Below are 22,690 nucleotides of genomic sequence, written 5' to 3'. Positions count from 1 at the left end.
AGCGAACTACCCCAATTGTCAGGCGTTGACTGTGGATGCCGCTTCTTTGACATCGTTGGACGCGGCAGCGCATCCGTAGCGCTGGCGCGCAGCTTCCCCTGAAGTGCCCAGCATGGTGCCGATGGCAGCCCAAGAATGCCCGTCCTGCCGTGCGCCGACCACTGCTTCGGAAAGCTGCCACTCGGCATCGGCCCGTGCTTGAAATGCGGCGTGAACGGTCCTGAGCGCGGTGGCGTCTTTCACGTTGGCCTTTATGGGCTCGTGCTGCTCGAACCGTGTAGCCAGTTCTTCAGCCTGGTCCAGTATTTCTTGCGTTGTTCGCGGCATTTCCTCACCCAAGATACTTCGGTCGGGCTGGCATCGCATGAACGATGACCGGCCCGCGGTCACTATCAATCACGCCCACCTCAAGCAGGTTCCCAGCGTGGTCAGGGCCAACAAACATGGTAAAGCCCTCGTCGAGGCTCTCTATTCGAACCGGATTGCGAAGCACGTGGATCATGCTGTCTTCTCCAATCCCATGCCGCCCGGCACTGGTTGCAACTATCGGACTCACAGTATAGCAAGTTAGCTTGTGATCCAGGGGCACCGGCGGTTCAGTCTTGGCCATGACCAGCGAATCTGAACAGGCTGCCGCAATGGATGGAGTTGGAGCCTTGATCACATCATTTCAGCATATTACAGTCTTTCTCATATTGTCCTCTGAGTGATTGACGATTTCACGGTTTGTCATGCCATCCATATGGAGCATCCCCCTCTAGCCTCTTAGACCAATAGGGTTTGCCATGAATGAGCGACGTATTGAGCGGGCGTTGTATGTGCGGGGGTGTGAGGTATGTGGTCGACGGGCCGGCCCGGGATGTGTGGAACTGCCATTGCGACCGGTGTCGGCGGTGGACGGGGCACTTCACTGCGGCTGCGGGCTGTCGCCGCGACGACCTCCGACTTATCTCCGAGGAAACACTGGCGTGGTACCACCCTGTCGAGCACCCCGATGTGGCCTATGGCTTCTGCCGGGAGTGCGGCAGCTCGCTGTTCTGGAAGGTGGTGGCCGTGCCCCCGGGAGAACCGCAAGACAAGCTGAACACTATTGAGATCTGGGCCGGCACCCTCGACCCGCCCACCGGGCTGTCCACTGAGTTGGCCATCTACGCCGACGACGCCTCCGACTACCACGCGCTCGACACCAATATCGAGATTCACGCCCGCGAGCAGCCAAAATAGGCTGACAAATCCTGTTCCGCATTGCGGAACAGCCTCGAAGGCTCGGTATCCTACGGGGATGGCGGTGCAATCGGTTGAGCGGGCTTTCTTGCTGCTGCGCACGCTGGCCCAGGGGGCGCTGGGGGTAACCGATCTAGCCGATCAGGCGGGGCTGCCCAAGAGCACGGTGGCGCGGCTCTTGGCTGCGCTTGAGTCTGAGGGCGCAGTGGAACAGGTCGAGGCTGGCGGGGCTTACCGGATCGGCGATGGTCTGATCGACATCTCCGGCGCGGTGCCCGCCGGCCGCAGCCTCATCGCCGCCGCCCGGCCCCATCTGCTGGAACTGGCCGAATCGCTGGGGGAGGTGGCCGGCCTGTCTGTCATCGAAAACGGCCAGATCTACTACCTCGACCACACCGAGTCGTCGTCGGATGTGCAGCTTCGGGACTGGACTGGCGATTACGCCCCCCTCCACTCAGTGTCGTCCGGGGTGGTCATGCTGGCCCACTTGCCGTCAGACCAGCAGGAGGCCTATCTGGCCCATCCGCTGGAACAGTGCACTCCGTGGACCAACCTTGATCCCGATGTCCTTCGGGAGCGCCTGACCCAAGCCCGCAGCCTGGGCTACGCCTGGGGTTACGAGGAATTCGCCGAAGGCATCAACGCGGTGGCCGCCCCCGTGTTGGGCGAAGACGGCCTCCCGTTGGCCGCCCTCCACGTCCACGGCCCGGCCTACCGCTACCCCGACCCCGACATAGCCCACGACCACGGCCTCGCCCTAGTAGCCGCCGCCAACCGCCTCGCCGCCCAACTCACCGCCTGATCAGCAGCGAATAAATCGCTGGGAATGGCAACCGAGGTCCTGAAGAATGGGGCGATGAGCGGGCACGGGCCGGTGACGGTGGAAGCGGGAGCGGGACGTTCGGTGGTGAGCTGGGCGTTCGACGCAGAGGCAGAAACCCTGGTGCAGGCTCAGCGGACGGCCCGGAGCCCGGCGGTGTCGGGGCCGGTGGCCCTGATGGCCGATGCCCATGTGGGCATGGGGGCCACCATTGGATCGGTGATCCCCACTGAGGCGGCCATCATTCCCGCCGCGGTGGGAGTGGACCTGGGCTGTGGGATGACCGCCGTCCGCACCGCCCATACCGCGTCGCAGTTGCCCGACAACCTCAACGGCGCGCTGGACGCCATCGCCGCCGCAGTGCCAGCGGGGTTCAACGCCCACCCAGAGGCCACGACAGAGGCGCGCCATTGGCTGCGAAATTGCCAGCTCCCCAACAAGGCGGCAGTCCACAACAAGGTCAAGGCCAAGATGGGGGCCCAACTGGGAACGCTGGGCGGCGGCAACCACTTCGTCGAGATGAGCCTGGACGCCGACGACAGAGTGTGGGTGGTGCTGCACTCGGGGTCGCGAGGGGTTGGCAACGCCCTGGCCAAAATGCACATCAAGGCTGCACAGAAAACCTGCCGGAAGGCGGGCCGGGAACTGGAAGACCGCGACTTGGCCTACTTGATCGAGGGCGACGACGGGTTCGACGCCTACGTGGCCGACATGCTGTGGGCCCAGGACTACGCCCGGGTCAACCGGGCGCTGATGACCGAAGCGGTGTTGGGCGCGCTGCGAGCCGCCACCGGGCTCGACTTCACCTCGGCCGACACCATCGACTGCCACCACAACTACGCCGAAAAGGAGACTCACGGCGGTGCGGTGATGTGGGTAACCCGCAAGGGTGCCATTCAAGCCCGCGAGGGCGACCGGGGAGTCATCCCCGGCAGCATGGGAGACGACACCTACATCGTTTCCGGAAGGGGATGCTCCCAGTCGTACCACTCAGCGTCGCACGGCGCGGGCCGGCTGATGAGCCGCACTCGGGCCAAGCGGGAGATCACCCCCGAGCAGCTCACCAAGCTGATGGCCGGGCGAACATGGCAGGCCGACCAGGCCGAAAAGCTGACCGACGAGGCCCCCGGCGCCTACCGCTCTATCGCCGCGGTAATGGACGCCCAGCGGGACCTGGTTGACATCGATCACCGCCTGACCGCCATCTTGAACTACAAGGGCTGCTGAGCCCGGTTGGGTCAGGCGCGGCGGCGCTTGATCTCTTCGGTGATGGTGGGAATGACCTCGTGGAGGTCTGCGATGACGGCCCAGTCGGCCTTGACCACCATGTTGGCCTCAGGGTCGATATTGATGGCCAAGATGTGCTTGCTGGCCTTGGCCCCCACCCAGTGCTGGATGGCGCCGGAGATGCCCGAGGCAATGTAGATCTCGGGGGTGATGCGGGTGCCGGTTTGACCCACCTGATCAGAATGGGGCCGCCAGCCGTTGTTGGTCACCGCCCGGCTGCACCCCACCCGGCCGCCCAGCATGGCGGCCAATTCCTCGAGCGGGACGAAAGCCTCAGGCGATCCCACCCCCCGGCCTCCGCCGATCACCACCGGAGCGGTCGACAAGGTGACCCCTGCCTCCAGCACCACGCGGTCTTTGACCATGGTGCGGGCCAGCGATGGATCCAAGCTGACCTCCACAGCCTCCTCGGCAGGTTCCACCGGCGACTCGGCCCGCTCAGCGGCCACCGCGTGCAGGCCGGTGGTCAGCATAGGCATCTCAGACGCAAGGCTCGCGTCCTCCAACAGCGACCCGCCCCATTGCTGGCGGGTCATGGTCCACTCCCCTGCCCCGCTCTTGGTGTTGACGTTTATGCAGTTGGCCACCAGGGGCAGATCGAGGCGGGCGGCCACCTGGGCCATGACCTCGTTGCCCCGCTCGCTGCCCCCGGCCAGCACCGCGCCCGGATCCAGCCGCCGCGCCAGCTCGGCTGCCGACTCGCCCCACGCTTCGGGGCCGAAGTCGGCTAGCACCTCGTGGGCAACGGTGTATACCGCCTCTGCTCCGTAGGTCCCGGCCTCGGCCACCAGCTCAGGGGCGTCGGAGCCGATGAGCGCAGCGTGAAGTGGCACTCCCATCTGGCTCGCCAGCCCTCGCCCGAAAGTCAGCGCTTCCCGGGCGGCCTCATCCATGGAGCCTCGGTCGTGCTCCAGCACCACGAGCAGCATCACAGCACTCCCAGTTCTTCGAGCACGTCCACCACGGCAGAGGCGGCCTCGGGTCCATTGCCCAAGACCACCGTCTCGGTGACCGCCTCACGGGGCCGGTGCAGCCGAACCAGCGACTGCCCGCCGGGCTCAGCTTCGGAGGCCACCTCGGCGACCTCCAGCTTCTTGGAGGCCAGCCGCCCTCGCATTGTGGGGTACCGGGGCAGGTTGATGCCCTCTTTGACCCCGACCGCGGCCGGCATGGGCAGCTCGTACACCTCGAAGCCGCCGTCGATCTCCCGGTGAGCCCGAACCACCCCGTCACCGGCTTCGAAGTCCACCTCGATGCCCTTGATGCCGTTGACGATGGGACGGCCCAGGGCATAGGCCACCCGCACCCCCACCTGAAAGCCCCCGGAGTCGGCCGACTCATTGCCGAACACCAGCAGGTCGAAGGGGCCGTCGTCAGCCTCCAAGGCTTGGATGGCTTCGGCAAGCGCGGCGGCGGTGCGCTGGGGATCCCAGGCCGAGCCATCAGTGGCCACCAGCACCCCGTGGTGGGCACCCACCGAGGCGGCGTAGCGAAGCTGGTCGGCTGCCTCCGGCGGTCCCAGCGTCAGCACGGTCACCTCCCCGCCGTGGCGCTCGGTGAGCTGCACCGCCTCCTCCACCCCGCACTCCTCATGGGGGCTGGTGGCAAAGCCCAGGTGGGTGGCGTCCACCGCGAGGCCGTCGGCGGTCACGTTGATCTTGGCGCCGGGCGCCGCCACCCGCTTCACACAGCACAAGATCCTCATAGCCAACCTGTCTCCGCCGCTGCAACCGAGATCCTCATGGCATCGGCTCCGCTAACCCCGCATCCGGGTGTCTTCGGGATCGAACACCGCGCCGGTGCTGGCCACCTTCACCGGGAAGAGCTCGTTCATGTACATCACCTGGAGGTCGGTACCCGGCTGCGCCAGCTCGGCAGGGAGATAGGCCATCAGCAGGTGCTTGCCCACCGACGGCCCCGGTCCCGCGGTGGTCACCCGCGACACCCGTCCGTGGGAGTCGGTGATCCGCCAGCCATCCTGGGTAAGGATCGGCTCGTTGCCCCCTTGCATGTAGCGCTTGCGGCCCTGTGCGTCGGTCAGATCTTCCACTGTGAGCACGCACATCGAAACCTCGGGATCGCCGGCTTCCCGGGCGGCCAGATAGGCCTCCTTGCCGATGAAAGGCGCGGCCTTCACCTTGGGCCGGGCCAGGCCGGCCTCCAGCGGGTTGTATTCGCTCTCCAGCTCGGCACCCATGAGCCGGTAGCCCTTCTCCAGGCGCCCAGAGGTGCCGTACACCCCGCCGCCGGTGGGGCGCAGACCGTATTCGGCGCCCACCGTCATGAGCGCATCCCATATCGCCGGTCCGTCGTCCCAGGCCGCATAGATCTCCCAGCCGGTGTCGCCCACATAGGAGATGCGAAACAGCGTGGCCTCAATGGTGCGACCTCCGCAGTTCAGCTCCACCTCCACCAGTGACCCATAGGGCGACCCGTCCTGGCTGAGGTCTTGGCTGGTCAGCGCGCCAATCACATGGGGGGCGTTGGGGCCCCACACCCCGAGGGTGGTGATCTGATCGGTGATGTTGACGAAGCTCACCGAGCCGTCGACCGGCAGGTGGCGGCGGGCCCAGAACTCGTCGCGGCCTCCGTCGAACACGCCGGTGACGATGCGCACCCGGTCGGTGTCCATCCGCATCATGGTCAAATCGGAGTGGAACCCGCCGTCGGGGGTCAGCCACGGGGTGTAGACGGAGCGGCCCACTGCCACGTCCACCTTGTTGACCGCCAGATAGTCGGCGTAGGCCACCGCGCCGGGCCCGCTCAGCTCGAAGATCTGGAAGGCGCTCAGGTCCACCATCCCGCAGTTCTCCCGCAGGTTGAGGTGCTCGGCCACGGTGATCGGGCTCCACCACCGGGCGTCCCATTCCACCTCCCGGCCCTCAACCTCGTAGCGGTCCACCAGATCGGCATTGGACTCGAACCACTGGGGCCGCTCCCAAGTGCGGGCCTGGAAGAACTCGGCCCGCAGTTCCTGCTGGCGGGAGAAGTAGGGGCTGACCCGGAGGTTGCGGCGGCTCTCCCACTGCTCTTGGGGGTGGACGATTCCGTAGGTCTTGTTGAAGTGCTCCGCGGAGCGTGCCCAGATGTGATCGTCACCCCGCTCCTCGGCGTAGAAGCGGGACACGTCGGCGCCGTGGACGTCGATCACCCTGGGGTAGCCGAAGGTCATCCACTCGGCCACCACCTGGGCCATGCCCGGCCCCTCCTTGACCCAGATGGCCGCGGCCGACCACAGGTTGCGGACTTCGGGCAGCTCCCCCAGACACGGCATGGCGTCGGGGGTGAGCGACAACAGGCCGTTGATGGCGTACTTGATCTCGGCGTCGCCCAGCATGTCCATCAGGTCGATGGCCTGCTCCATCTGGAGATCGAAGTCGTCGTCGGTGAACGGCATCTCGGTGGGCGAAAGGGCGGCTTCCTCGTTGGAGGGGATCTCGTCGGGGTGGTGGAAGATGGGCCGGTGGGCGTACGAGCCCACCTCCATCGACCCGGCCGACTGGCGCTCGTAGCAGAATGTGTCCATGTCCCTAACGATGGGATAGCCGATCTCGTTGTTGGTCTCGGCCAGGATGTCGAGCGGGCCGACGTCCACCATCTGGTGCACGGCGGGCACCAGCGGAATGTAGGCGTCGGCCATGTTGGCCACCCGGTTCGACCACACCCCGCAAGCGATCACCACGTAGGTGGTCTCGATGGTGCCCTTGTCGGTGACCACTGCTTTGACGGTGCGGTCGCCGGGGTTGGGGCCGTCTTCGGTGATTATGTCGAGCACCTCGGTATTGGCGGCCACGTGGCAGCCGCCGTTCACCGCGAAATTGCGCATCTGGGTGCCGGTCTCCAGCGAGTCCACCACCGACACCGTGGGGCAGTAGAAGCCCTCCAGAACGATGTCGGTGTTGACGAACGGCACCAGCTCCTTCACCTCTTGGGGGGTCAAAATGTGGGCCTCCACCCCCCAGGCGGTGGCCGAGGTCATGCGCCGCTTGAGCTCGTCGACGCGCTCTTGAGTTCGGGCTACCTCGATGCCGCCGGAATCCACCGACAGCCCCAAGTCGCGATACTGGTTGGCGCTTTGCACCCCCAAAAGGCACATCTCCTTGTTGTGGTCCACCGGGAAGATGAAGTTGGAAGCGTGGCCGGTGGACCCGCCGGGGTTGGGCAGCGGGCCCTTGTCCAGCAACACCAGATCGGTCCACCCCAGCCTGCTCAGGTGCCCGACCAGGCAGTTGCCCACGATTCCTGCGCCGATAACTACGCAATTGGCCTTTTGGGGGACCTCAGCCATGTCCTGCCTCCATCATGATGCCCAGCCAGCTCCCAAATGGTAGTGCTTCGCGACCGCAAGCGTTGCACTTCTGGTCCGTATTATGGTACAGTTCCGTTATGCGGAACGACTCGGCCAGTCTAACGCAGTGGGAAGACCCGAAACCGACCGGTCCGAATCTGGATGTCCAAAAGCTCATTCGGAGCGCGGTTTTCGAGATAATTCCCCTGAACAACGCCATTGAGGCCATCGACGCGCTGCCCGAGAAATCAAGGGTTTCGGTCACCGCATCGGCCTCCAAGGGGCAAGACGCCACGCTGGAGTTGGCCGAGCTGCTCATTGATCGCGGCCACTACGCCATCCCCCATTTCTCGGCCCGCCTTATGAGAGACAGCAGCCAAGTCAAAGACCTGGCCGCCTGGGCCAAAGACAACGAGGTGACCACCGCCTTTGTGATCGGCGGCGACTCTACCGACCCGGGGGCCTATCCCGACGCCCTCAGCTTCATGCGGGACCTGTTCGAGCACGACCACGGGCTGAGCACGGTCGGCGTGGCGGCCTATCCTGACGGCCATCCCCTCATCAGCGAGGACGTGCGCCGCCAAGCCCTATTCGCCAAGCAGGATCTTTTGGCCGAGGCCGGGCTGAGCGGCTATTGCAGCACCCAGATGTGCTTCGACCCGGCCAGGATCATCGCCTGGTTGAATGCCCAGCGGACCGACGGGCTGACCCTGCCGGTACACCTGGGAATCCCCGGCACAGTTGAGCGAACCAGGCTGCTCACCATCGGCGCCCGTCTCGGCGTGGGCCAGTCGCTTCGCTACCTCCGCAAGAACCGCCGCTCGGTGGCCAAGCTGCTCGGCTCGTCAGCCCACGACCCCTCCGACCTGTTGGATGCCCTCAGCAGCCAACTGACCCCGCTCGGTATCGTCAGCCTCCACATCTTCACCTTCAACCAGGTCGAACCCACCGCCGCCTGGCAACAGACCCTCCTCCCCAGTTGACCACGCCTCCACCTGATAGGCCCAAATCCCCCAAACCCGTAGGCAAAATATCCCTATTATAGAAGATAAAGTTCCCATAAATTAGAAGACAAATCTCCCTCAATTGCTAAGATCGGCACATGGGGAAGGTAAGTACCCTGACGATGCCCGGCTACCGGCAGCGAGTGGCTGGAGCCGAAGTCGAGGCTGCCTTGCAGCGCCGAGGCGCGGTGCTGATTCAAGGGGCAAGAGGCACCGGCAAGACATGGACATCCCGCGATTACGCCTGCTCAGAGGCGCGGCTCGACGACCCCGACATGCTGGCCCTGGCCGAGACCGACCCCGACTACCTGATGTCACGACCCCCTCCGCTCCTGATTGACGAGTGGCAGCACGCCCCTGCCTTGTGGGACCGCATACGCCGTGCGTGTGACGACAGGCCCGGAACCGGCCATTTCATCCTCACCGGCTCCGCCCGACCCACCGACAACATCACCCGCCACACCGGCACCGGACGCATCACGCGGTTGAAAATGAGGCCGATGACGCTGTTTGAAACGGGAGTGTCCACCGGAGAGGTGTCTCTGCACGAGGTACTAGCCGGCAAGACAAGGCCCGCGGCAGAGAGTCGCTCCACCTTGCAAGACGTGGCCAACTCCGTCTGCCGGGGCGGGTGGCCAGCCAGCCTTGACCTCCCTCAAACCGCAGCAGCGGCCGCCGTGCGCGACTACATCCAAGAAGCCGTCCGAACCGACATCGAAGACGCCGTGGGAGTCCGCCACAACCCCGATGCCCTCGAAAGCCTCCTCCGCCTCATCGCCCACAACCTTGCCTCACCGGTTTCGGCCGCCAAACTGGGAAGAGACATGAATCCGTCGTCGCCACCCGCCACCCAGACCCTTGCCTCTTACCTAGACGCGCTTCACTGGATTTTCGTATTGGAAGATCTCCCTGCCTGGTCACCAGAACTGCGGTCAAAAGCCACCGTGCGGAAAGCCCCGAAGCGGCATCTCGTGGACCCGTCGCTCGCCGCCGCGCTGGTCGGAGCGTCACCGGACGGCCTGATGACCGACTTCTCCATGTTCGGCAGCCTGTTTGAGTCGCTGGCCGTGCGGGATTTGCGGGTGTACGCCCAACCGCTGGGATTCGACACGTTCCACTACCACGACTCAGACGATCTGGAAACCGACATCGTGATACAGGGCTTAGACGGCACCTGGGCGGCATTCGAGGTCAAGCTGAACTCGGGCCCCCGGCAAATCGAGGAAGCCGCTACCGCCCTGAAGAGACTGAGGGCCAAAGCCCACAAGCGGCGCGCCAATCAGCTCTCGCTAATGGCGGTGATCACGGCCACCAAGACCGCCTACATACGTCCCGACGGAGTAGCCGTCATCCCCCTCACCACCCTCGGCCCATAACCCGTGGAACCTCAAACAGGCCCCCACCACTATCTCAATAGGGTGTGGAGGGCGATGTAAGGATTTTCTCCTTCGATGCGGCCTTCGGTCGCCATTGTATGTCTCTCTCTAGCCCGCGCCGCCTTCGGCTAGTAGGGCGGCGAGGCTGCGGCGCCATTCGACTGAGGGGCGATCGGATTGAACGCTGACGGTGGCGGTGAGGTCCATGGGGAGGACGCCTTCGAGCTTCTCCAGCATGGCTTTGTCCTCGGCGCCGATGGCCAGGTCGAATTGCATGATCTCCTCGGCGGGCACCGAGAAGTCGTCGTTGCGCCACACCACGAAGTTGAACAGCGAGTTCACGTCGTCCATCGGGGTGGTCAGCAGCAACAAGATGTGCTCCAGGCCGGATTCATAGGCGATGGTGCTGCGCACCGAGAACGGCAGCACGTATCCGGTGGTCATCCGGCGGTGCAGCACGTCGTCGTCTTGGCCGGTGACGGTCTGGCCGGCGTCGCTGGTGTTGTTGGCGTTCACCTCATACACGTAGCCCCGGTAGCCGTCGGGCAACTCGCCCATCTCCAGCGGGGGAATCACCGTCTCTTGGGCGAGGCCAAAGGTGGCGGTATGGACGAACGGGAAGTGGGAGAAGTCCATGAAGTTGTCGGTGATCCGGGTGGCCGACACCGCCCACTGCTGGAAGGGGGTATTGAGCCGCCGGAACGCGGGATTGCCCTCCTGGGGGATTTCGGGAATGCGACCGAGCGGCTTGCCCGGACACAGCCACACCAGGCCGTAGCGCTCCTCCACAGAGACGGTGTTGAGATGGGCCTTGGGCGGTACCGGGGTGCCCGGCGGCGACGATGGCACCAACTCGCACCGCCCCCCGGCCCCGAACCGCCAACCGTGGTAGGGGCACTGCACGCATCCGTCCACCATGCGCCCCTCCGACAGCGGGGACTCCCGGTGAGGGCAGCGGTCGGGCGCCGCGGTGAGTAACCCGTCGTCTGAGCGCCACAACACGTAGCGACGGCCCAGCACCTGAATCCCCACCGGCCCCGGCACGATGTCCTCGACAAGGGCTATCGGATACCACTGGTGATCCAGTGCCGGCTGGCCGACGAGTTGGCCAGAATCGCCGTTCCCCTTCATGGGCCGATGATACCCCCGCCGCCCATTTCGTGTTCCCACATCAATGCGCCAGTAGGGTCGATGGGCGTGGCCACGGCTGATTGGGTTATCACCGGCGACATCGTGACCATGGACGCCGAGCGCACCATCGTTGCGGACGGCGCAGTGGCGGTGACCGGCAACGCAATCGCCGCGGTGGGCAAGGCCGACGACATCCGGCGGCAATTCCCCGACTCGCCGGAGCGGGGCTCTCCGGGATCGCTGGTCACTCCCGGCTTCGTCAACGCCCATCAGCACCTGACCGCCGACCGGCTGGTGGCCTCGGCCATACCCGACGACCTGCCCCCCGGCGCGGCCATCTTCGAGTGGATCGTGCCCGTCCACAATCACGTCACCGGCGGCGACGACGAGCTGTCCGCCACCTTGGGGCTGATTGAGGCGGCCACCAACGGGATCACCACCGTTATCGACGCCGGCACGGTGGCCCACCCCGACCGGGTGGCCCAGGCTATGGCCGCGGTGGGTGTTCGGGGGGCCATCGGCCGCTGGGGGTCGGACGCCGACGGCCTGCCCCAATCAGGCCCGGTTGACGAGGTGATCGAAGCCCAACGGGATCTGTTGAAGAAATACCCGCCCGGCGGACTGGTGGAGGCGTCGGTCACCCTGGTGGGCCACGACTTGATGTCCGACGACTTGTTGACCACGGCTGCCGACCTGGCCCGCACCACGGGGAGCAGGCTCAGCTTCCACCTCTCCCCCACCCCCGACGACGCCAACAGCTACCTGGAGCGCACCGGCCTCCGCCCGCTAGTTCACCTCGACCGCCTGGGGGTGCTCGGCCCCAACGTGCTGGTGGGCCACGCCGTACACATCGACGACGCCGAGTTGGAAACCCTGGTACGCACCGGTACTGCGGTGGCCTCCTGCCCGTGGGCCTATCTCCGGCTGGGCCAAGGGCTCACCGAGCGCTTCGCCCACCTGGACCTGTGGCGACGGGGCGGCCGGATGGCGCTGGGCTGCGACACCGAGAACGCCGGCGACGCCATCGACGGTCTGCGGGCCGCGGCTCTTTTCGCCGGTCTGGCCAAAGACACCTCCGCCGACCCCACAGAGTTCGGCGCCCACCACGCCTTCGAGATGTTGACCATTGCCGGGGCCGAGGCGGTGGGCATGGCCGACCGGATCGGCTCCCTGGAAGCGGGCAAAACCGCCGACATCGTGGTGATCGACCGCTCCGGCATCCAGTGGCAGCCGCCGAGCCCCGACCCGATCTTGCAACTGGTGTGGGCGGGCGGAGGCCGCTCAGTCGCCGACGTTCTAATCGATGGCCGACTGGTGGTGGCTGACGGCCGCTGCACCACGGTGGACGTCGACTTGCTGCAAGCCGAGGCCCGCCTAGCCGCCCGATCCCTCATCGAGCGGTCCGGTATCCAACCGCGCTCGCTCTGGCCCCTGCGATGACCCCGAGGATGAACTAGAAATAGGAACGATGACCTATCCAAACACTCTTATCTTCGTTGACTTCCCCTCCGATGACCCTGAGGCCTCAGCCGCCTTCTACCACGAGGTCTTCGGCTGGGAGGTGGAGCCCCGCCCCGCAGGTGTGTTCCACCGGATCGTCCCCGGCCAGAACTTCCAACTGGACGACGGCTCCCAGAGCGAGATCGGCAACCTGCACATGGGGATCCACAACGCGGCCAACGCCCGCCCCCATCCCGACCCCGCCGGCGTGGAGCCCCGCAGCCTTTCTGAGGACGGCCGCACCGTGCGGATCTGGATCCTGGTGAGCGACGATGACTCCTCCGACGCCATCATGGACCGGGCCGTGGCCCGGGGGGCCACTGAGCTGTGGCGCGATCACTATTGGGCCGAGTTCAACGGGTTCAACGCCGCCTTCAAAGACCCCTGGGGCAACACGCTCATGTTATGGACCAAGGGCGGCGACGACCCGCAGATCCCCGACGGCTGGACCAACGAGTAAGGCTGCCGTGACAGACCAAGATCCCGTCTACGACGTCCATCCGCCGGCCGCCCGCTGGACCCACATCGCCCTGCGGGTGGCCGACATGGACGCCACGATCGACTGGTACACCACCTACACCCCCATGCGCCTGCTGGACCGGCGCGAGGACGACATGGGCTACGGGGCCTGGCTGGGCCACGGCGATTCCCCCGACTCGCCGTTCATCTTGGTGCTGGCCCAGTTCTTCCCCGATACCGACCCGTTCAAAGGCTCGCCCATCGCCAAACTGACCCCCTTCGCCCACCTGGGCATGGAGCTCACCAGCCGGGAGGCAGTCGAGGAAGCGGCCGCCAAGGGAAGCGCCGGCGGGTGTCTGGCCATGCCCCCCACCGACATGCCGCCCCCCATCGGCTACATCTGCATGCTGGCCGACCCCGACGGGAACATGGTGGAGTTCTCTTACGACCAGGGCGTCTACGCCCTGGCCCGCGAACTGGCTCAACAGCAGAGCTGAGCCCACAGCTCTGCTGCACCTGACCGGGAGGTCCCAATGACCGACGTCATGCAAGGTGTCCGCATCCTTGAGGTGGCCGAGCACACCTTCGTGCCCGCTGCTTCGGCCCTGTTGGCCGAGTGGGGCGCGGAGGTGGTCAAGATCGAGCATGTGGAGCGGGGCGACGCCATGCGGGGCCTGGCGTCCAGCGGCACGGTGTCGCTGGGAGGCGGGGCCCACGTGCTGCTGGAGCACTCCAACCGGGGCAAGCAGAGCCTCGGCCTCGACCTGACCTCCGAGGCAGGCCTCGACATCTTGTACCGACTGGCTGAGGCCAGCGACGTGTTCCTCACCAACAAGCTGCCCAGCGTCCGCCAGAAGCTGCGCATCGACCTCGACGAGATTCGAGCCCACAATTCCGACATCATCTACGTGTGCGGCGGCGGCCAGGGCGAGAAGGGGCCCGACCGCAACAAGGGCTCGTACGACTCGCTCGCCTACTGGTCTCGCTCCAGCGTGGCCGCCGCGCTCTCTCCTCCTGACGACGATCAGGTGGTCGGCCCTCCAGGGCCGGCGTTCGGCGACTCCATCGGTGCCATGACCATTGCCGGGGGCATCATGGGCGCCCTGTTCCACCGGGAGCGCACCGGTCAGGCCACCACCGTGGATGTGTCCCTGCTCGGCGTAGGAATGTGGTCGATGGGCGCCACCATCGCCATGTCACTCCAGCACCAGACCCCGTGGCGGGGCCGCCCCAAGGACATGCCCATTCGCAATCCGCTGAGCAACATCTATCGCACCAAGGACGGCCGGTTCATCTTCCTCACCTGCCTGCAAGCGGGCAAGTACTGGGCTGAGACCTGCGCGGTGGTGGGTCGCCCCGAACTGGCCGAAGACGAAAGGTTCGCCGACGCCGCGGCCATCACCGAAAATGCGGCAGCGGGTGTGGAGCTGCTGGCCGAAGCCTTCGCCGAGCGCACTCTGGCCGAATGGCGCGAAGCCCTGGAGCACTTCTCCGGGCAATGGGCGGTGGTGCAGGACACTCTCGAAGTGGCCGTCGACCCCCAGGCAGTGGCCAACGGCTACGTGCAGCATTACGAGTCAGCAGAGGGCCACCCCTTCACCCTGGTGTCGCCCCCGGTGCAGTACGGCGGTCAGCCGGCTACCCCCCTCCGGGCCCCCGAGTTCAACGAGCACGGCGACGAGGTCCTCCAGCGGATCCTAGGCCTCGACTACGACCAGATCATCGAACTCAAACTCCAGAATGTGATCCCCTGAGCCATGGACCAAGCCCAGATGGCCGACATCATCGAGATCGAGCAATTGCTCGCCCGCTATGCCGTCGGCATGACCAAAGACGACATCGACACCGTCATAGAGGTGTTCACCGCAGACGGCACCTACAGCGCATTCGGCGAAGAGTACGCTCTGGCTGATTTCCCCCGGCTGGTGGCCGCCGCCCCGAAAGGGCTGTTTTTGGTCGGCCCCCCCGAAATCGACCTCGACGGCGACGAGGCCACCGGAACCCAGCCGCTGTGCTTCGTCGACCAGACCAACCACGACATGCGGATCGGCTACTACAACGACGCCTACCGCCGCACCGACAGGGGCTGGCGGTTGGCCACCCGCTCCATGACCTTCCTGCGCCGCAGCGGCGCCCGCGACGCCGGCCGCCCCCACGACCCCGACCGCCCCGAGCCGGCAGCGGGCTGAAAGCGACCAAAGTGAGCAAACCCATCAACTTGACCATCATCTACCGGGGCAAGCGCCGCTCCATGGACTACGTGGAAGGCGACACGGTGCTGGAGTCGGCCCGGAGGGCTGGGCTCAGCCCGCCGTTCTCTTGCGAGGCTGGCAACTGTGCCACCTGCATGGCGTTTCTCGCGGAGGGAAGTGTCACTATGCGGGCCAACGAGGCGTTGGAACCCGACGAGGTGGATGAGGGTTTCATCCTCACCTGCCAGTCAGTCCCCGACTGCGACGCGGTGATCGACTACGACAGTTTGTGATCGGGGACGATGGCGTGGAGGCAGAACTGCCAGACCTCTTCCCCGGTGATCGGTTGGTGCACCCCGGTGCTCCGGCCGGCGGTGACGGTGGCGGTCTGGAGCACGATCGCCGCCAGCCGACGAGGACGGCCCTTACGCAGCAGTCCAGCTTCGCCGATCTCGGCCACGATCTCAGCCACGTACTCGGTCGCCGGGGCATAGGCGGCCACCACCTCCTCGGGGTGGTCCACTAAGAGCCGCTGGGCAAACTCGGCAAAAAGCGGCTGCTCAGACACTCGCCCCGGCGCGCACAGGTCGTACAGCATCAGCACCACCTGCTCCAGCCGTTCTAGCGGGTCGCCGTCGGCGGTGGCCTCTCGGATGCGGGCCACCGCGATGCCCATCTCCTCTTCGAACAGCACCAACAGAAGCTCGTGCTTGCTGTCAAAGTACTGGTAGAAGCTCCGCACCGACTGCTTGGACTGGTCGACCACCTCTTGAACGGTGAACTCCGTCGAAGCCTTCGCCGCGATCACATCGCGAGCTGCATCAAGGAACTGCTGTACACGCTTGGCCGCCCGCTCCCGGGCGTTGCGAGTCGAGCGCTCAATGGCCCGATCCCGCCATACCGTGTCGCCAGCCCACTCGTCTACCTTCATCGCCCTAGCTGGCCCGCTCAGCGCCGGTCCCGGCACCGCCTTGGCCCATGTTCTGCCAGCGGGCCTGGACTTGCGTAGCAGTCAGCTTCTCTCGATTGCTCATCGCCCGGATACTCACGTCGTGCCCAGCAGCCGCCTCTCGCAGCACCCCTACGGTGGCCTGCTCGCGGGGCACATGGGCGAAGGGGTCGAACGAGTACCACCTCATGGCGTTCTCGTGGGTGATCTTGGCCGCCTCGATCTCGGTCACCCCGGCCTCGCCCATGAGCTGGGCCAGCTCCTCTGGGGCATCGGGCCAAGCCGAGTCGCTGTGGGGGTAGTCGCACTCCCAGCTTATGTTGTCGATGCCGATCTGGTTCCGCAGGTACACCCCGGTGTGGTCGGAGATGAAGCAGGTGAGAAAGTGCTCGCGGAACACGTCGCTGGGCATCCGTCCGCCGAAGTCCTGGCCAGTCCAGCGGTGGTGCATGTCGTAGGTGCGGTCGACCCGCTCCAAGAAGTAGGGCACCCAGCCGGTGCTCCCCTCCGACAAAGCGATGCGGATGGCGGGGAACTCCTTGAGCACCCGCGACCACAGCAAATCGGCGGCGGCCGACTGGATGTTCATGGGCTGAAGCGTGATCATCACATCAGGGGGCGAGTCGGGCGCCGGGAAGCAGAGCTGGCCCGATGACCCCAGGTGGATCGACAGCACCGTGTCGGTGTCGCACACCGCCGACCACAGCGGATCCCAATACTCGTCGTGGAAGCTCGGATAGCCCAGGGCCGCGGGGTTCTCGGTGAACGACAGCGAATGGCATCCCTTGTCGGCCACTCGGCGCACCTCGGCGGCGCACATCTGCGCATCCCAGATAACCGGCAGCGCCATGGGGATGAACCGCCCCGGATGGGCCCCGCACCACTCGTCTATGTGCCAGTCGTTGTAGGCCCTCACCAGAGCCAGGCCGAACTCCTCGTCGTCAACCGCGAACAGCCGGGCGGCAAAGCCGGGAAACGACGGGAAGTTCATCGACGCCAGCACCCCGCAGGCGTTCATATCCTTGATCCGCTCGTCCACCATGAAGCAGCCCGGCCGGATCTCGTCCAGCGACTGGGGCTCCACCCCGTACTCCTCCTTGGGCCGCCCGGCCACCGCGTTCAACGCCACGTTGGGCACCTCGACCTCGCCGAACCGCCAAACGTCGGCGCCGTCGTCGCGGCGGACGATGCGAGGGGCGTGAGCCTTGAACCGCTCGGGAAGATGGGCGTCAAAAAGGTCAGGAGGCTCGATGATGTGGTCGTCGACGCTGATGAGTGTGAGTTCATCGGGGGCAAATGCCATGACCGCCTCCTAGGTGCGAATCTGGGTCAAGGTTAGGCTGGGAATGAGATTCCCCTATTATCGCAATTGCATTCCCAGTCTCCGGAAAGGAACCGCGATGCACAACCCTACGACCATCGCCCTGCACGGGCGAGGGGTGCTCGACATCGATACCGGCGACATCATCGAACCCGGCTTTGTGCGGGTGGAGGGCAACCGCATCGCCGAAGTCGGCGCCGACCAGGACATCGCCAGCGACTGCGAAGAGGTCATCGAGCTTCCCGAGCTCACCCTGCTGCCCGGCCTCATGGACATGGAGGTCAACTTGTTCATGGGCGGGCCAGGAGCCGGGCTGTTCGATTCGGTGCAGGCCAACCCGGCCAAGATGACACTGCGCGCTGTCGCCAACGCCCGCCGCACCCTGCGAGCCGGATTCACTACCGTGCGGAACCTGGGCCTGTTCGTGAAGACGGGGGGCTACCTGCTCGACGTGGCCCTAGGCGAGGCCATCGAGGCCGGCTGGGTGGACGGTCCCCGCATCGTTCCGGCCGGCCACGCCATCACCCCTACCGGCGGCCACCTCGACCCCACCATGTTCCAGGCCCTCGGCCCCGACGCCTTGCCGATAGCGGTGGAAGAGGGGGTGGCCGACGGCATCGACCAGATTCGCCGGGCCGTGCGCTACCAGATCAAATACGGCGCTCAGGTGATCAAGTGCTGCGGCTCCGGCGGCGTGATGTCGCACACCGGGCCAGCCGGGGCCCAGCAGTACTCCACCGAGGAGCTGGCCGCCATTGCCGACGAGGCCCATCGCCGAGGGCTCAAGGTGGCCACCCACTGCCATGGCGACCAGGCCGTCCGCTCGGCCATCGAGGCAGGAATCGACTGCATCGAGCACGGCTTTTTGATGGAAGACGACACCATCCAGCTCATGGCGGACACCGGCACGTTTCTGGTGAGTACCACGGCGCTGACTGAGAACTGGGATGTGAGCAACCAACCGCCTGAGCTCCAGGCGAAGGCGGCTGAGGTATTTCCCAAGGCGCGCCAGACAATATCGAAAGCCATTGAGGCCGGAGTGAAGATCGCCACCGGCAGCGACGCCCCGGCCATCTGGCACGGTCGCAACGCCGAGGAACTGGCGACCCTGGTGAAGCGGGGCATGACCCCGCTGGGGGCCATTCGAGCCGCCACCACAGTCAGCGCCGACCTCATCGACGCCCCCGATCTAGGTCGCATCGCCCCCGGGATGCTGGCCGACGTCATCGGGATGCCCGGCAACCCGCTAGCCGAGATCCAGCGTGTGCAGTTCGTGATGAAAAACGGCCAGGTCTACAGGCACTAAGGAGGCCCCATGCCCCACTTTCCCAAACCAGCCGAGGGCAGCTGGACCGAGCACTATCCCGGCCTGGGAACCAGCCCGGTGTCATACAAAGACTCCTACGACCCCGACTACTGGCAGCAGGAGATCGACACCATCTTCAAGAAGGAGTGGCTTTGCGTGGGGCGCGTCGAGCGCCTGGGACGCACCGGCAGCTACTTCACCAAGGAGTTCCCCTGGGCCAAGCGGAGCATCGTGGTGGTCAAAGACCGCGAGGGCGCTGTGCGGGCGTTCTACAACGTGTGCCGACACCGGGGGAACAAACTGGTGTGGGACGACTACCCCAACGAGGAGACATCCGGGGTATGCCGCCAGTTCTCCTGCAAGTACCACGGCTGGCGCTACGACCTCGACGGCTCGCTCGCGTTCATCCAACAAGAAGAGGAGTTCTTCGACGTGGACAAGGACGCCCTCGGGCTGGTGCCGGTGGCCTGCGACGTGTGGGAGGGATTCATCTTCGTGAACCTCTACTCCGAGCCCCGCCAGACGCTGGCCGAGGCCTTATCCCCGCTGGCCGACGGGCTCGCCGGATACCCGTTCGGAGAGATGACCCAGACCTACGAGGTGCGCTCGGAGATCGACAGCAACTGGAAGCTGTTCATCGACGCCTTCGTCGAGTTCTACCACGCCCCGGTTCTGCACCAACGCCAGGCCGCCGCCGAGGAAGCCGCCAAACTGGCCAGCTTCGGCTTCGAGGGCCTCCACTACGAACTGTTCAGCCCCCATTCGATGGTGTCGTCGTGGGGCGGCATGTCGCCCCCCAAAGATCCCAGCATGGTCAAGCCCATCGAGAACCTGCTGCGCAGCGGGCTGTTCGGCCCCTGGGACAAGCCTGCTGTGGTAAACGACAACCGAGATCTCCCGCCGCTGCTCAACCCGTCGAAGCACCGGGCGTGGGGCATCGACTCGTTTTTGGTCTGGCCCAACTTCATGATCCTGTTCTGGGAGACGGGCTGGTACCTCACCTACACCTATTGGCCGCTCGGGCCCAGCAAGCACCTTTTCGAGACGACCCTCAACTTCGCCCCGCCCGAGAACGCCAGCCAGCGCGCCGCCCAAGAATTCGCCTTCTCCACCTTCAAGGAGTACGCCTTCCAAGACGCCAACACCCTGGAGGCCACCCAGACCATGATCGAGAGCGAGGTGGTGGACACCTTTATGCTCAACGACCAGGAGATCCTCTGCCGCCACCACCACGCCGCGGTTCGAGAGCAGGTGAAAGCCGGTGGCCGCCCGAACAGCTACCCATGGATGCCGGCCCCGACGTCAGCCAACGGGGAGTGACGATGAGCTACACCGCGGCACTTCCCGCCGACTTCGCCGACCTCGCCCCCTTCGCCGATTGGGCTCTCGACACTTGGCGGGAGCGCTACGAGAAGCGCCTAGCCTCGTCGATGGACGAGATGCAGGCCTTCTACGATGCCATGATGCCCCGGCTGACCGAGATCCTCGAGCACTGCGACAGCTTCGATCTCGACAACCTGCCCGACGACGCCCGCAACCTGCTGCTGCTGGCGTTCTCCCTGTGCGAGGCGTCGTTCCCGGTCGAGGCATGGCGCCAGCCCCGCGTCCCTGACAGCGGATCGGCTGACTTGGAGATGGTCCGCGAGCCACCGCTGTAACGTCAATCGTCTTGGCAGCAATGGATACCGCGACATTTCGGCGCGAACTAGAGGAATGGCTCGACGCCAACGCCGAAGAGCTGGCCCCGCCGTACGAGGGCGCGGGCACGATGGACGAGCAATTGGCCCACTACTCCCACGTCAAACGGGCCCTCTACGATGCCGGATTCGGCCGCTACGGATGGCCGGAATCGGTCAACGGGCTGGGAGGATCCCCGCTTCTGCGAGCCATCGTCGGCGAGGAGATCAACCTGCGGGGGCTGGCCGACCCCAGCCCCTGGACGATGATCGAAGTGCTGGCCCCCACTGTCATCGATTTAGCCCGGCCCGAGATTGCCGCCAACCTGGTGCCGCCGTTCATCCGCGGCGACGAAATGTGGTGCCAAGGATTCTCCGAGCCAGACGCGGGCAGCGACCTGGCCTCCATATCGTGCCGGGCGGCCAAGACCGACGGCGGCTGGGTGGTGAGCGGCCAGAAGATCTGGACCAGCTTCATCCAGTACGCCCAGCGCTGCGTGCTGCTGGTCCGCACGGGAGAGCCGGGCAGCGCCCATCGGGGCATCACCGCCTTGCTGGTGGACGTGGACTCCCCCGGCATCACCTTCAGCCCCATCGAGACCATGCACGGGAGGCATGACTTCGCCGAGGTGTACTACGACGAGGTGTTTGTGCCCTCCAATCGGCTCATCGGCGAGGAGAACGGGGGATGGCAGGTGGCCATGGACATCCTCCCCTACGAGCGGTCCACCACGTTCTGGCACCGGGGAGCCCTGCTGCACCGGCGCTGCTCCGACCTGGTGGCCCAGGTGGCGGCTCTAGGCGACCGCAGCGATACCGCGGCCAAGGCCCTCGGCCAGGCGTTCCAGTCGCTGATCGCATTCCGCAGCCGATCCCGAGATACCCAGCACCGCTTAGCCGGCGGCCAGCAGCTCGGCGTGGAGACGTCGATCGACAAGATCCTCATCACATCGGCCGAACTGGAGCTGTTCGAGGCGGCCCGCGACCTGTTCGGAGGCGCGGTGGAGTTCGACGACGATCTCGACGCGGCCATGTGGCGAACCGACTACCTCTATTCCAAGGCTGCACCCATCTACGGGGGCACCGCAGAAATCCAGCGCAACATTGTCGCCCGACGATTGCTTGATTTGGGGCCAGAGTCATGAGCGATTTCGTCGAAGCCGACGACCTAGCGCTGCTGGCTACCGGATTCGAGGCGGCCATGGCTGAAGCGCCCAGCCCGGGCGAGGCCGATCAAGCGCTCTACGACCTCGGGTGGGCCGAGTTGCTCGATGCTTCGCCTACCAAGGGGGCGGCCACCGCGTTCAGCGCCCTCGGAAAATCCAATTCGGCCGCCAGCTTGCTCGACGACGTGGTGGCCCATGCGCTGGGTATCGCCGTTTCTCCGGATACCTGCGTTGTGTTCCCCTCCCCCCACCAGGCAACTGCCCCAGCACAGCGCAGGGGTGACACCGTGGTGATCGATGGGCTGGTGTCGGCCCGCCTAGAAAGAGCGAATACCGCGGTGCTGGCTGTGGAGAATGGAGACGGGGCTGTAGCAACCACTGTCGATGCCGCATTGCTGCACGTATCCGCAGCCAAAGGGGTGGACCCTGGCCACGCCTACCGCCGGTTGTCCATGGAGATTGCGGCCGACGCCCTGACACCGCTGGCAACGAGGGGCAACTGGGAGCCAGCCGTGTCCGCTGCCCAGGTGGCACTGGCTCATCAGCTCATCGGCGGGGCCCGGTGGATGCTGGTCGAGGCCCGACAACACGCCATCGACCGCGTGCAATTCGGACGCGCTGTGGCGTCGTTCCAAGCCATCCGCCACAAGCTGGCCGAATCGCTGGTCCAAATAGAGGGAGCCGCCTCGGTGGCCCAAGGTTGCCTTCACGATCCCGATCCGCTTTTGGCCGCGCTGGCCAAGTCGCTGGCTGGTCAAGCCGCCCTCACCACTGCGGATCACGCCCAGCAGGTGCTGGCCGGGATCGGCTTCACCGCTGAACACCAGTTCCACCGCTGGATGAAACGGACTCTGGTGATCGACACCCTGTTCGGCTCGGCCAAGTCGCTCCCCACCGAGATTGGAAACAAACTCCTGTCGCAGGGCAGCGCCCCCCGCCTCATCCAGCTCTGACCGTTAGTGGTCCGTCTGCAAATTGAGCAGGGCGTCCT

23 protein-coding genes are annotated in these 22,690 nt (G+C 65.6%); 16 read left to right on the top strand and 7 right to left on the bottom strand.

What is annotated here, in order from left to right; genetic code table 11:
• Positions 1 to 18: 18 nt before the first annotated feature.
• Positions 19 to 327, bottom strand: a complete 309-nt coding sequence (locus ACOOGG_RS04145; protein WP_420432580.1) for a hypothetical protein — start codon at positions 325 to 327, stop codon at positions 19 to 21.
• A 462-nt stretch (positions 328 to 789) separates the two neighbouring features.
• Here ACOOGG_RS04145 and ACOOGG_RS04140 point away from each other — a divergent pair, with 462 nt between their 5' ends.
• The 3 genes from ACOOGG_RS04140 to ACOOGG_RS04130 are packed head-to-tail and all read left to right on the top strand — an operon-like array spanning position 790 to position 3,271.
• Positions 790 to 1,224, top strand: coding sequence for a GFA family protein (locus ACOOGG_RS04140; protein WP_420432578.1), 435 nt, complete (start codon positions 790 to 792; stop codon positions 1,222 to 1,224).
• A gap of 58 nt (positions 1,225 to 1,282) precedes the next feature.
• A complete protein-coding gene (locus ACOOGG_RS04135; protein WP_420432576.1) occupies positions 1,283 to 2,026 on the top strand; it encodes an IclR family transcriptional regulator in 744 nt (247 codons plus the stop codon).
• A 54-nt stretch (positions 2,027 to 2,080) separates the two neighbouring features.
• A complete protein-coding gene (locus ACOOGG_RS04130; RefSeq protein ID WP_420432574.1) occupies positions 2,081 to 3,271 on the top strand; it encodes an RtcB family protein in 1,191 nt (396 codons plus the stop codon).
• 11 nt (positions 3,272 to 3,282) lie between these two features.
• On the opposite strand, the gene ACOOGG_RS04125 is transcribed toward ACOOGG_RS04130, so the two are convergent.
• The 3 genes from ACOOGG_RS04125 to ACOOGG_RS04115 all read right to left on the bottom strand — a co-directional run bounded on the left by ACOOGG_RS04125 (position 3,283) and on the right by ACOOGG_RS04115 (position 7,619).
• Positions 3,283 to 4,260 (bottom strand): electron transfer flavoprotein subunit alpha/FixB family protein, encoded by a 978-nt coding sequence (locus ACOOGG_RS04125; RefSeq protein ID WP_420432572.1) that lies wholly within the window; start codon positions 4,258 to 4,260, stop codon positions 3,283 to 3,285.
• A complete protein-coding gene (locus tag ACOOGG_RS04120; protein ID WP_420432570.1) occupies positions 4,260 to 5,018 on the bottom strand; it encodes an electron transfer flavoprotein subunit beta/FixA family protein in 759 nt (252 codons plus the stop codon). Before ACOOGG_RS04120 ends, ACOOGG_RS04125 begins: the two co-directional genes overlap by 1 nt.
• Before the next feature lie 69 nt (positions 5,019 to 5,087).
• Entirely contained in the window at positions 5,088 to 7,619 is a 2,532-nt protein-coding gene (locus ACOOGG_RS04115) for a GcvT family protein (RefSeq protein WP_420432568.1), read from the bottom strand.
• A gap of 98 nt (positions 7,620 to 7,717) precedes the next feature.
• Here ACOOGG_RS04115 and ACOOGG_RS04110 point away from each other — a divergent pair, with 98 nt between their 5' ends.
• Positions 7,718 to 8,602 carry a methylenetetrahydrofolate reductase gene (locus tag ACOOGG_RS04110; protein ID WP_420432566.1) on the top strand — a complete coding sequence of 295 codons (885 nt, stop codon included), beginning with the start codon at positions 7,718 to 7,720 and terminating at the stop codon, positions 8,600 to 8,602.
• Positions 8,603 to 8,721: 119 nt separating this feature from the next.
• Positions 8,722 to 9,999: an ATP-binding protein gene (locus ACOOGG_RS04105; RefSeq protein ID WP_420432564.1), complete on the top strand. Its 1,278-nt coding sequence runs from the start codon at positions 8,722 to 8,724 to the stop codon at positions 9,997 to 9,999.
• A 108-nt stretch (positions 10,000 to 10,107) separates the two neighbouring features.
• Here ACOOGG_RS04105 and ACOOGG_RS04100 read toward each other — a convergent pair whose 3' ends face one another.
• Positions 10,108 to 11,130, bottom strand: coding sequence for a Rieske 2Fe-2S domain-containing protein (locus ACOOGG_RS04100; protein ID WP_420432562.1), 1,023 nt, complete (start codon positions 11,128 to 11,130; stop codon positions 10,108 to 10,110).
• Between the two features lie 60 nt (positions 11,131 to 11,190).
• On the opposite strand from ACOOGG_RS04100, the gene ACOOGG_RS04095 reads away from it, so the two are divergent.
• The 6 genes from ACOOGG_RS04095 to ACOOGG_RS04070 are packed head-to-tail and all read left to right on the top strand — an operon-like array spanning position 11,191 to position 15,574.
• A complete protein-coding gene (locus ACOOGG_RS04095) occupies positions 11,191 to 12,570 on the top strand; it encodes an amidohydrolase family protein (RefSeq protein WP_420432560.1) in 1,380 nt (459 codons plus the stop codon).
• Positions 12,571 to 12,598: 28 nt separating this feature from the next.
• Positions 12,599 to 13,090: a VOC family protein gene (locus tag ACOOGG_RS04090; protein WP_420432559.1), complete on the top strand. Its 492-nt coding sequence runs from the start codon at positions 12,599 to 12,601 to the stop codon at positions 13,088 to 13,090.
• A 7-nt stretch (positions 13,091 to 13,097) separates the two neighbouring features.
• Positions 13,098 to 13,586 (top strand): VOC family protein, encoded by a 489-nt coding sequence (locus ACOOGG_RS04085; protein WP_420432557.1) that lies wholly within the window; start codon positions 13,098 to 13,100, stop codon positions 13,584 to 13,586.
• A 36-nt stretch (positions 13,587 to 13,622) separates the two neighbouring features.
• Entirely contained in the window at positions 13,623 to 14,843 is a 1,221-nt protein-coding gene (locus ACOOGG_RS04080) for a CaiB/BaiF CoA transferase family protein (RefSeq protein ID WP_420432555.1), read from the top strand.
• Positions 14,844 to 14,846: 3 nt separating this feature from the next.
• Positions 14,847 to 15,278: a nuclear transport factor 2 family protein gene (locus tag ACOOGG_RS04075; protein WP_420432553.1), complete on the top strand. Its 432-nt coding sequence runs from the start codon at positions 14,847 to 14,849 to the stop codon at positions 15,276 to 15,278.
• On the top strand, positions 15,275 to 15,574 hold the full coding sequence (locus ACOOGG_RS04070) for a 2Fe-2S iron-sulfur cluster-binding protein (RefSeq protein ID WP_420432616.1): 300 nt from the start codon (positions 15,275 to 15,277) through the stop codon (positions 15,572 to 15,574). Before ACOOGG_RS04075 ends, ACOOGG_RS04070 begins: the two co-directional genes overlap by 4 nt.
• Here ACOOGG_RS04070 and ACOOGG_RS04065 read toward each other — a convergent pair.
• Both ACOOGG_RS04065 and ACOOGG_RS04060 read right to left on the bottom strand, forming a co-directional pair.
• Entirely contained in the window at positions 15,559 to 16,212 is a 654-nt protein-coding gene (locus tag ACOOGG_RS04065) for a TetR/AcrR family transcriptional regulator (RefSeq protein WP_420432551.1), read from the bottom strand. The two genes, ACOOGG_RS04070 and ACOOGG_RS04065, sit on opposite strands and share 16 nt — an antisense overlap.
• Before the next feature lie 4 nt (positions 16,213 to 16,216).
• On the bottom strand, positions 16,217 to 17,533 hold the full coding sequence (locus ACOOGG_RS04060) for an amidohydrolase family protein (RefSeq protein ID WP_420432549.1): 1,317 nt from the start codon (positions 17,531 to 17,533) through the stop codon (positions 16,217 to 16,219).
• A 97-nt stretch (positions 17,534 to 17,630) separates the two neighbouring features.
• On the opposite strand from ACOOGG_RS04060, the gene ACOOGG_RS04055 reads away from it, so the two are divergent.
• The 5 genes from ACOOGG_RS04055 to ACOOGG_RS04035 are packed head-to-tail and all read left to right on the top strand — an operon-like array spanning position 17,631 to position 22,652.
• On the top strand, positions 17,631 to 18,857 hold the full coding sequence (locus ACOOGG_RS04055; protein WP_420432547.1) for an amidohydrolase family protein: 1,227 nt from the start codon (positions 17,631 to 17,633) through the stop codon (positions 18,855 to 18,857).
• 9 nt (positions 18,858 to 18,866) lie between these two features.
• Positions 18,867 to 20,177, top strand: a complete 1,311-nt coding sequence (locus ACOOGG_RS04050; RefSeq protein ID WP_420432545.1) for an aromatic ring-hydroxylating oxygenase subunit alpha — start codon at positions 18,867 to 18,869, stop codon at positions 20,175 to 20,177.
• A 2-nt stretch (positions 20,178 to 20,179) separates the two neighbouring features.
• Positions 20,180 to 20,515, top strand: a complete 336-nt coding sequence (locus ACOOGG_RS04045; protein WP_420432543.1) for a hypothetical protein — start codon at positions 20,180 to 20,182, stop codon at positions 20,513 to 20,515.
• A 20-nt stretch (positions 20,516 to 20,535) separates the two neighbouring features.
• Positions 20,536 to 21,678, top strand: coding sequence for an acyl-CoA dehydrogenase family protein (locus ACOOGG_RS04040; RefSeq protein ID WP_420432614.1), 1,143 nt, complete (start codon positions 20,536 to 20,538; stop codon positions 21,676 to 21,678).
• Positions 21,675 to 22,652, top strand: a complete 978-nt coding sequence (locus ACOOGG_RS04035; RefSeq protein WP_420432541.1) for an acyl-CoA dehydrogenase family protein — start codon at positions 21,675 to 21,677, stop codon at positions 22,650 to 22,652. The genes ACOOGG_RS04040 and ACOOGG_RS04035 overlap by 4 nt, the downstream gene beginning before the upstream one ends.
• Positions 22,653 to 22,690 lie beyond the last annotated feature (38 nt).

Source organism: Candidatus Poriferisocius sp., assembly GCF_965214065.1.
Lineage (GTDB): Bacteria > Actinomycetota > Acidimicrobiia > Acidimicrobiales > Bin134 > Poriferisocius.
This window is presented reverse-complemented; position numbering and strand designations above follow the sequence as displayed.

Excerpts from the sequence above, each read along its gene's own strand:
- ACOOGG_RS04145 (WP_420432580.1), bottom strand. The coding sequence starts at position 327 with ATGCCGCGAACAACGCAAGAAATACTGGACCAGGCTGAAGAACTGGCT.
- ACOOGG_RS04140 (WP_420432578.1), top strand. The coding sequence starts at position 790 with ATGAGCGACGTATTGAGCGGGCGTTGTATGTGCGGGGGTGTGAGGTAT.
- ACOOGG_RS04135 (WP_420432576.1), top strand. The coding sequence starts at position 1,283 with ATGGCGGTGCAATCGGTTGAGCGGGCTTTCTTGCTGCTGCGCACGCTG.
- ACOOGG_RS04130 (WP_420432574.1), top strand. The coding sequence starts at position 2,081 with ATGAGCGGGCACGGGCCGGTGACGGTGGAAGCGGGAGCGGGACGTTCG.
- ACOOGG_RS04125 (WP_420432572.1), bottom strand. The coding sequence starts at position 4,260 with ATGCTGCTCGTGGTGCTGGAGCACGACCGAGGCTCCATGGATGAGGCC.
- ACOOGG_RS04115 (WP_420432568.1), bottom strand. The coding sequence starts at position 7,619 with ATGGCTGAGGTCCCCCAAAAGGCCAATTGCGTAGTTATCGGCGCAGGA.
- ACOOGG_RS04110 (WP_420432566.1), top strand. The coding sequence starts at position 7,718 with ATGCGGAACGACTCGGCCAGTCTAACGCAGTGGGAAGACCCGAAACCG.
- ACOOGG_RS04105 (WP_420432564.1), top strand. The coding sequence starts at position 8,722 with ATGGGGAAGGTAAGTACCCTGACGATGCCCGGCTACCGGCAGCGAGTG.
- ACOOGG_RS04100 (WP_420432562.1), bottom strand. The coding sequence starts at position 11,130 with ATGAAGGGGAACGGCGATTCTGGCCAACTCGTCGGCCAGCCGGCACTG.
- ACOOGG_RS04095 (WP_420432560.1), top strand. The coding sequence starts at position 11,191 with ATGGGCGTGGCCACGGCTGATTGGGTTATCACCGGCGACATCGTGACC.
- ACOOGG_RS04090 (WP_420432559.1), top strand. The coding sequence starts at position 12,599 with ATGACCTATCCAAACACTCTTATCTTCGTTGACTTCCCCTCCGATGAC.
- ACOOGG_RS04080 (WP_420432555.1), top strand. The coding sequence starts at position 13,623 with ATGACCGACGTCATGCAAGGTGTCCGCATCCTTGAGGTGGCCGAGCAC.
- ACOOGG_RS04075 (WP_420432553.1), top strand. The coding sequence starts at position 14,847 with ATGGACCAAGCCCAGATGGCCGACATCATCGAGATCGAGCAATTGCTC.
- ACOOGG_RS04065 (WP_420432551.1), bottom strand. The coding sequence starts at position 16,212 with ATGAAGGTAGACGAGTGGGCTGGCGACACGGTATGGCGGGATCGGGCC.
- ACOOGG_RS04060 (WP_420432549.1), bottom strand. The coding sequence starts at position 17,533 with ATGGCATTTGCCCCCGATGAACTCACACTCATCAGCGTCGACGACCAC.
- ACOOGG_RS04055 (WP_420432547.1), top strand. The coding sequence starts at position 17,631 with ATGCACAACCCTACGACCATCGCCCTGCACGGGCGAGGGGTGCTCGAC.
- ACOOGG_RS04050 (WP_420432545.1), top strand. The coding sequence starts at position 18,867 with ATGCCCCACTTTCCCAAACCAGCCGAGGGCAGCTGGACCGAGCACTAT.
- ACOOGG_RS04045 (WP_420432543.1), top strand. The coding sequence starts at position 20,180 with ATGAGCTACACCGCGGCACTTCCCGCCGACTTCGCCGACCTCGCCCCC.
- ACOOGG_RS04040 (WP_420432614.1), top strand. The coding sequence starts at position 20,536 with ATGGATACCGCGACATTTCGGCGCGAACTAGAGGAATGGCTCGACGCC.
- ACOOGG_RS04035 (WP_420432541.1), top strand. The coding sequence starts at position 21,675 with ATGAGCGATTTCGTCGAAGCCGACGACCTAGCGCTGCTGGCTACCGGA.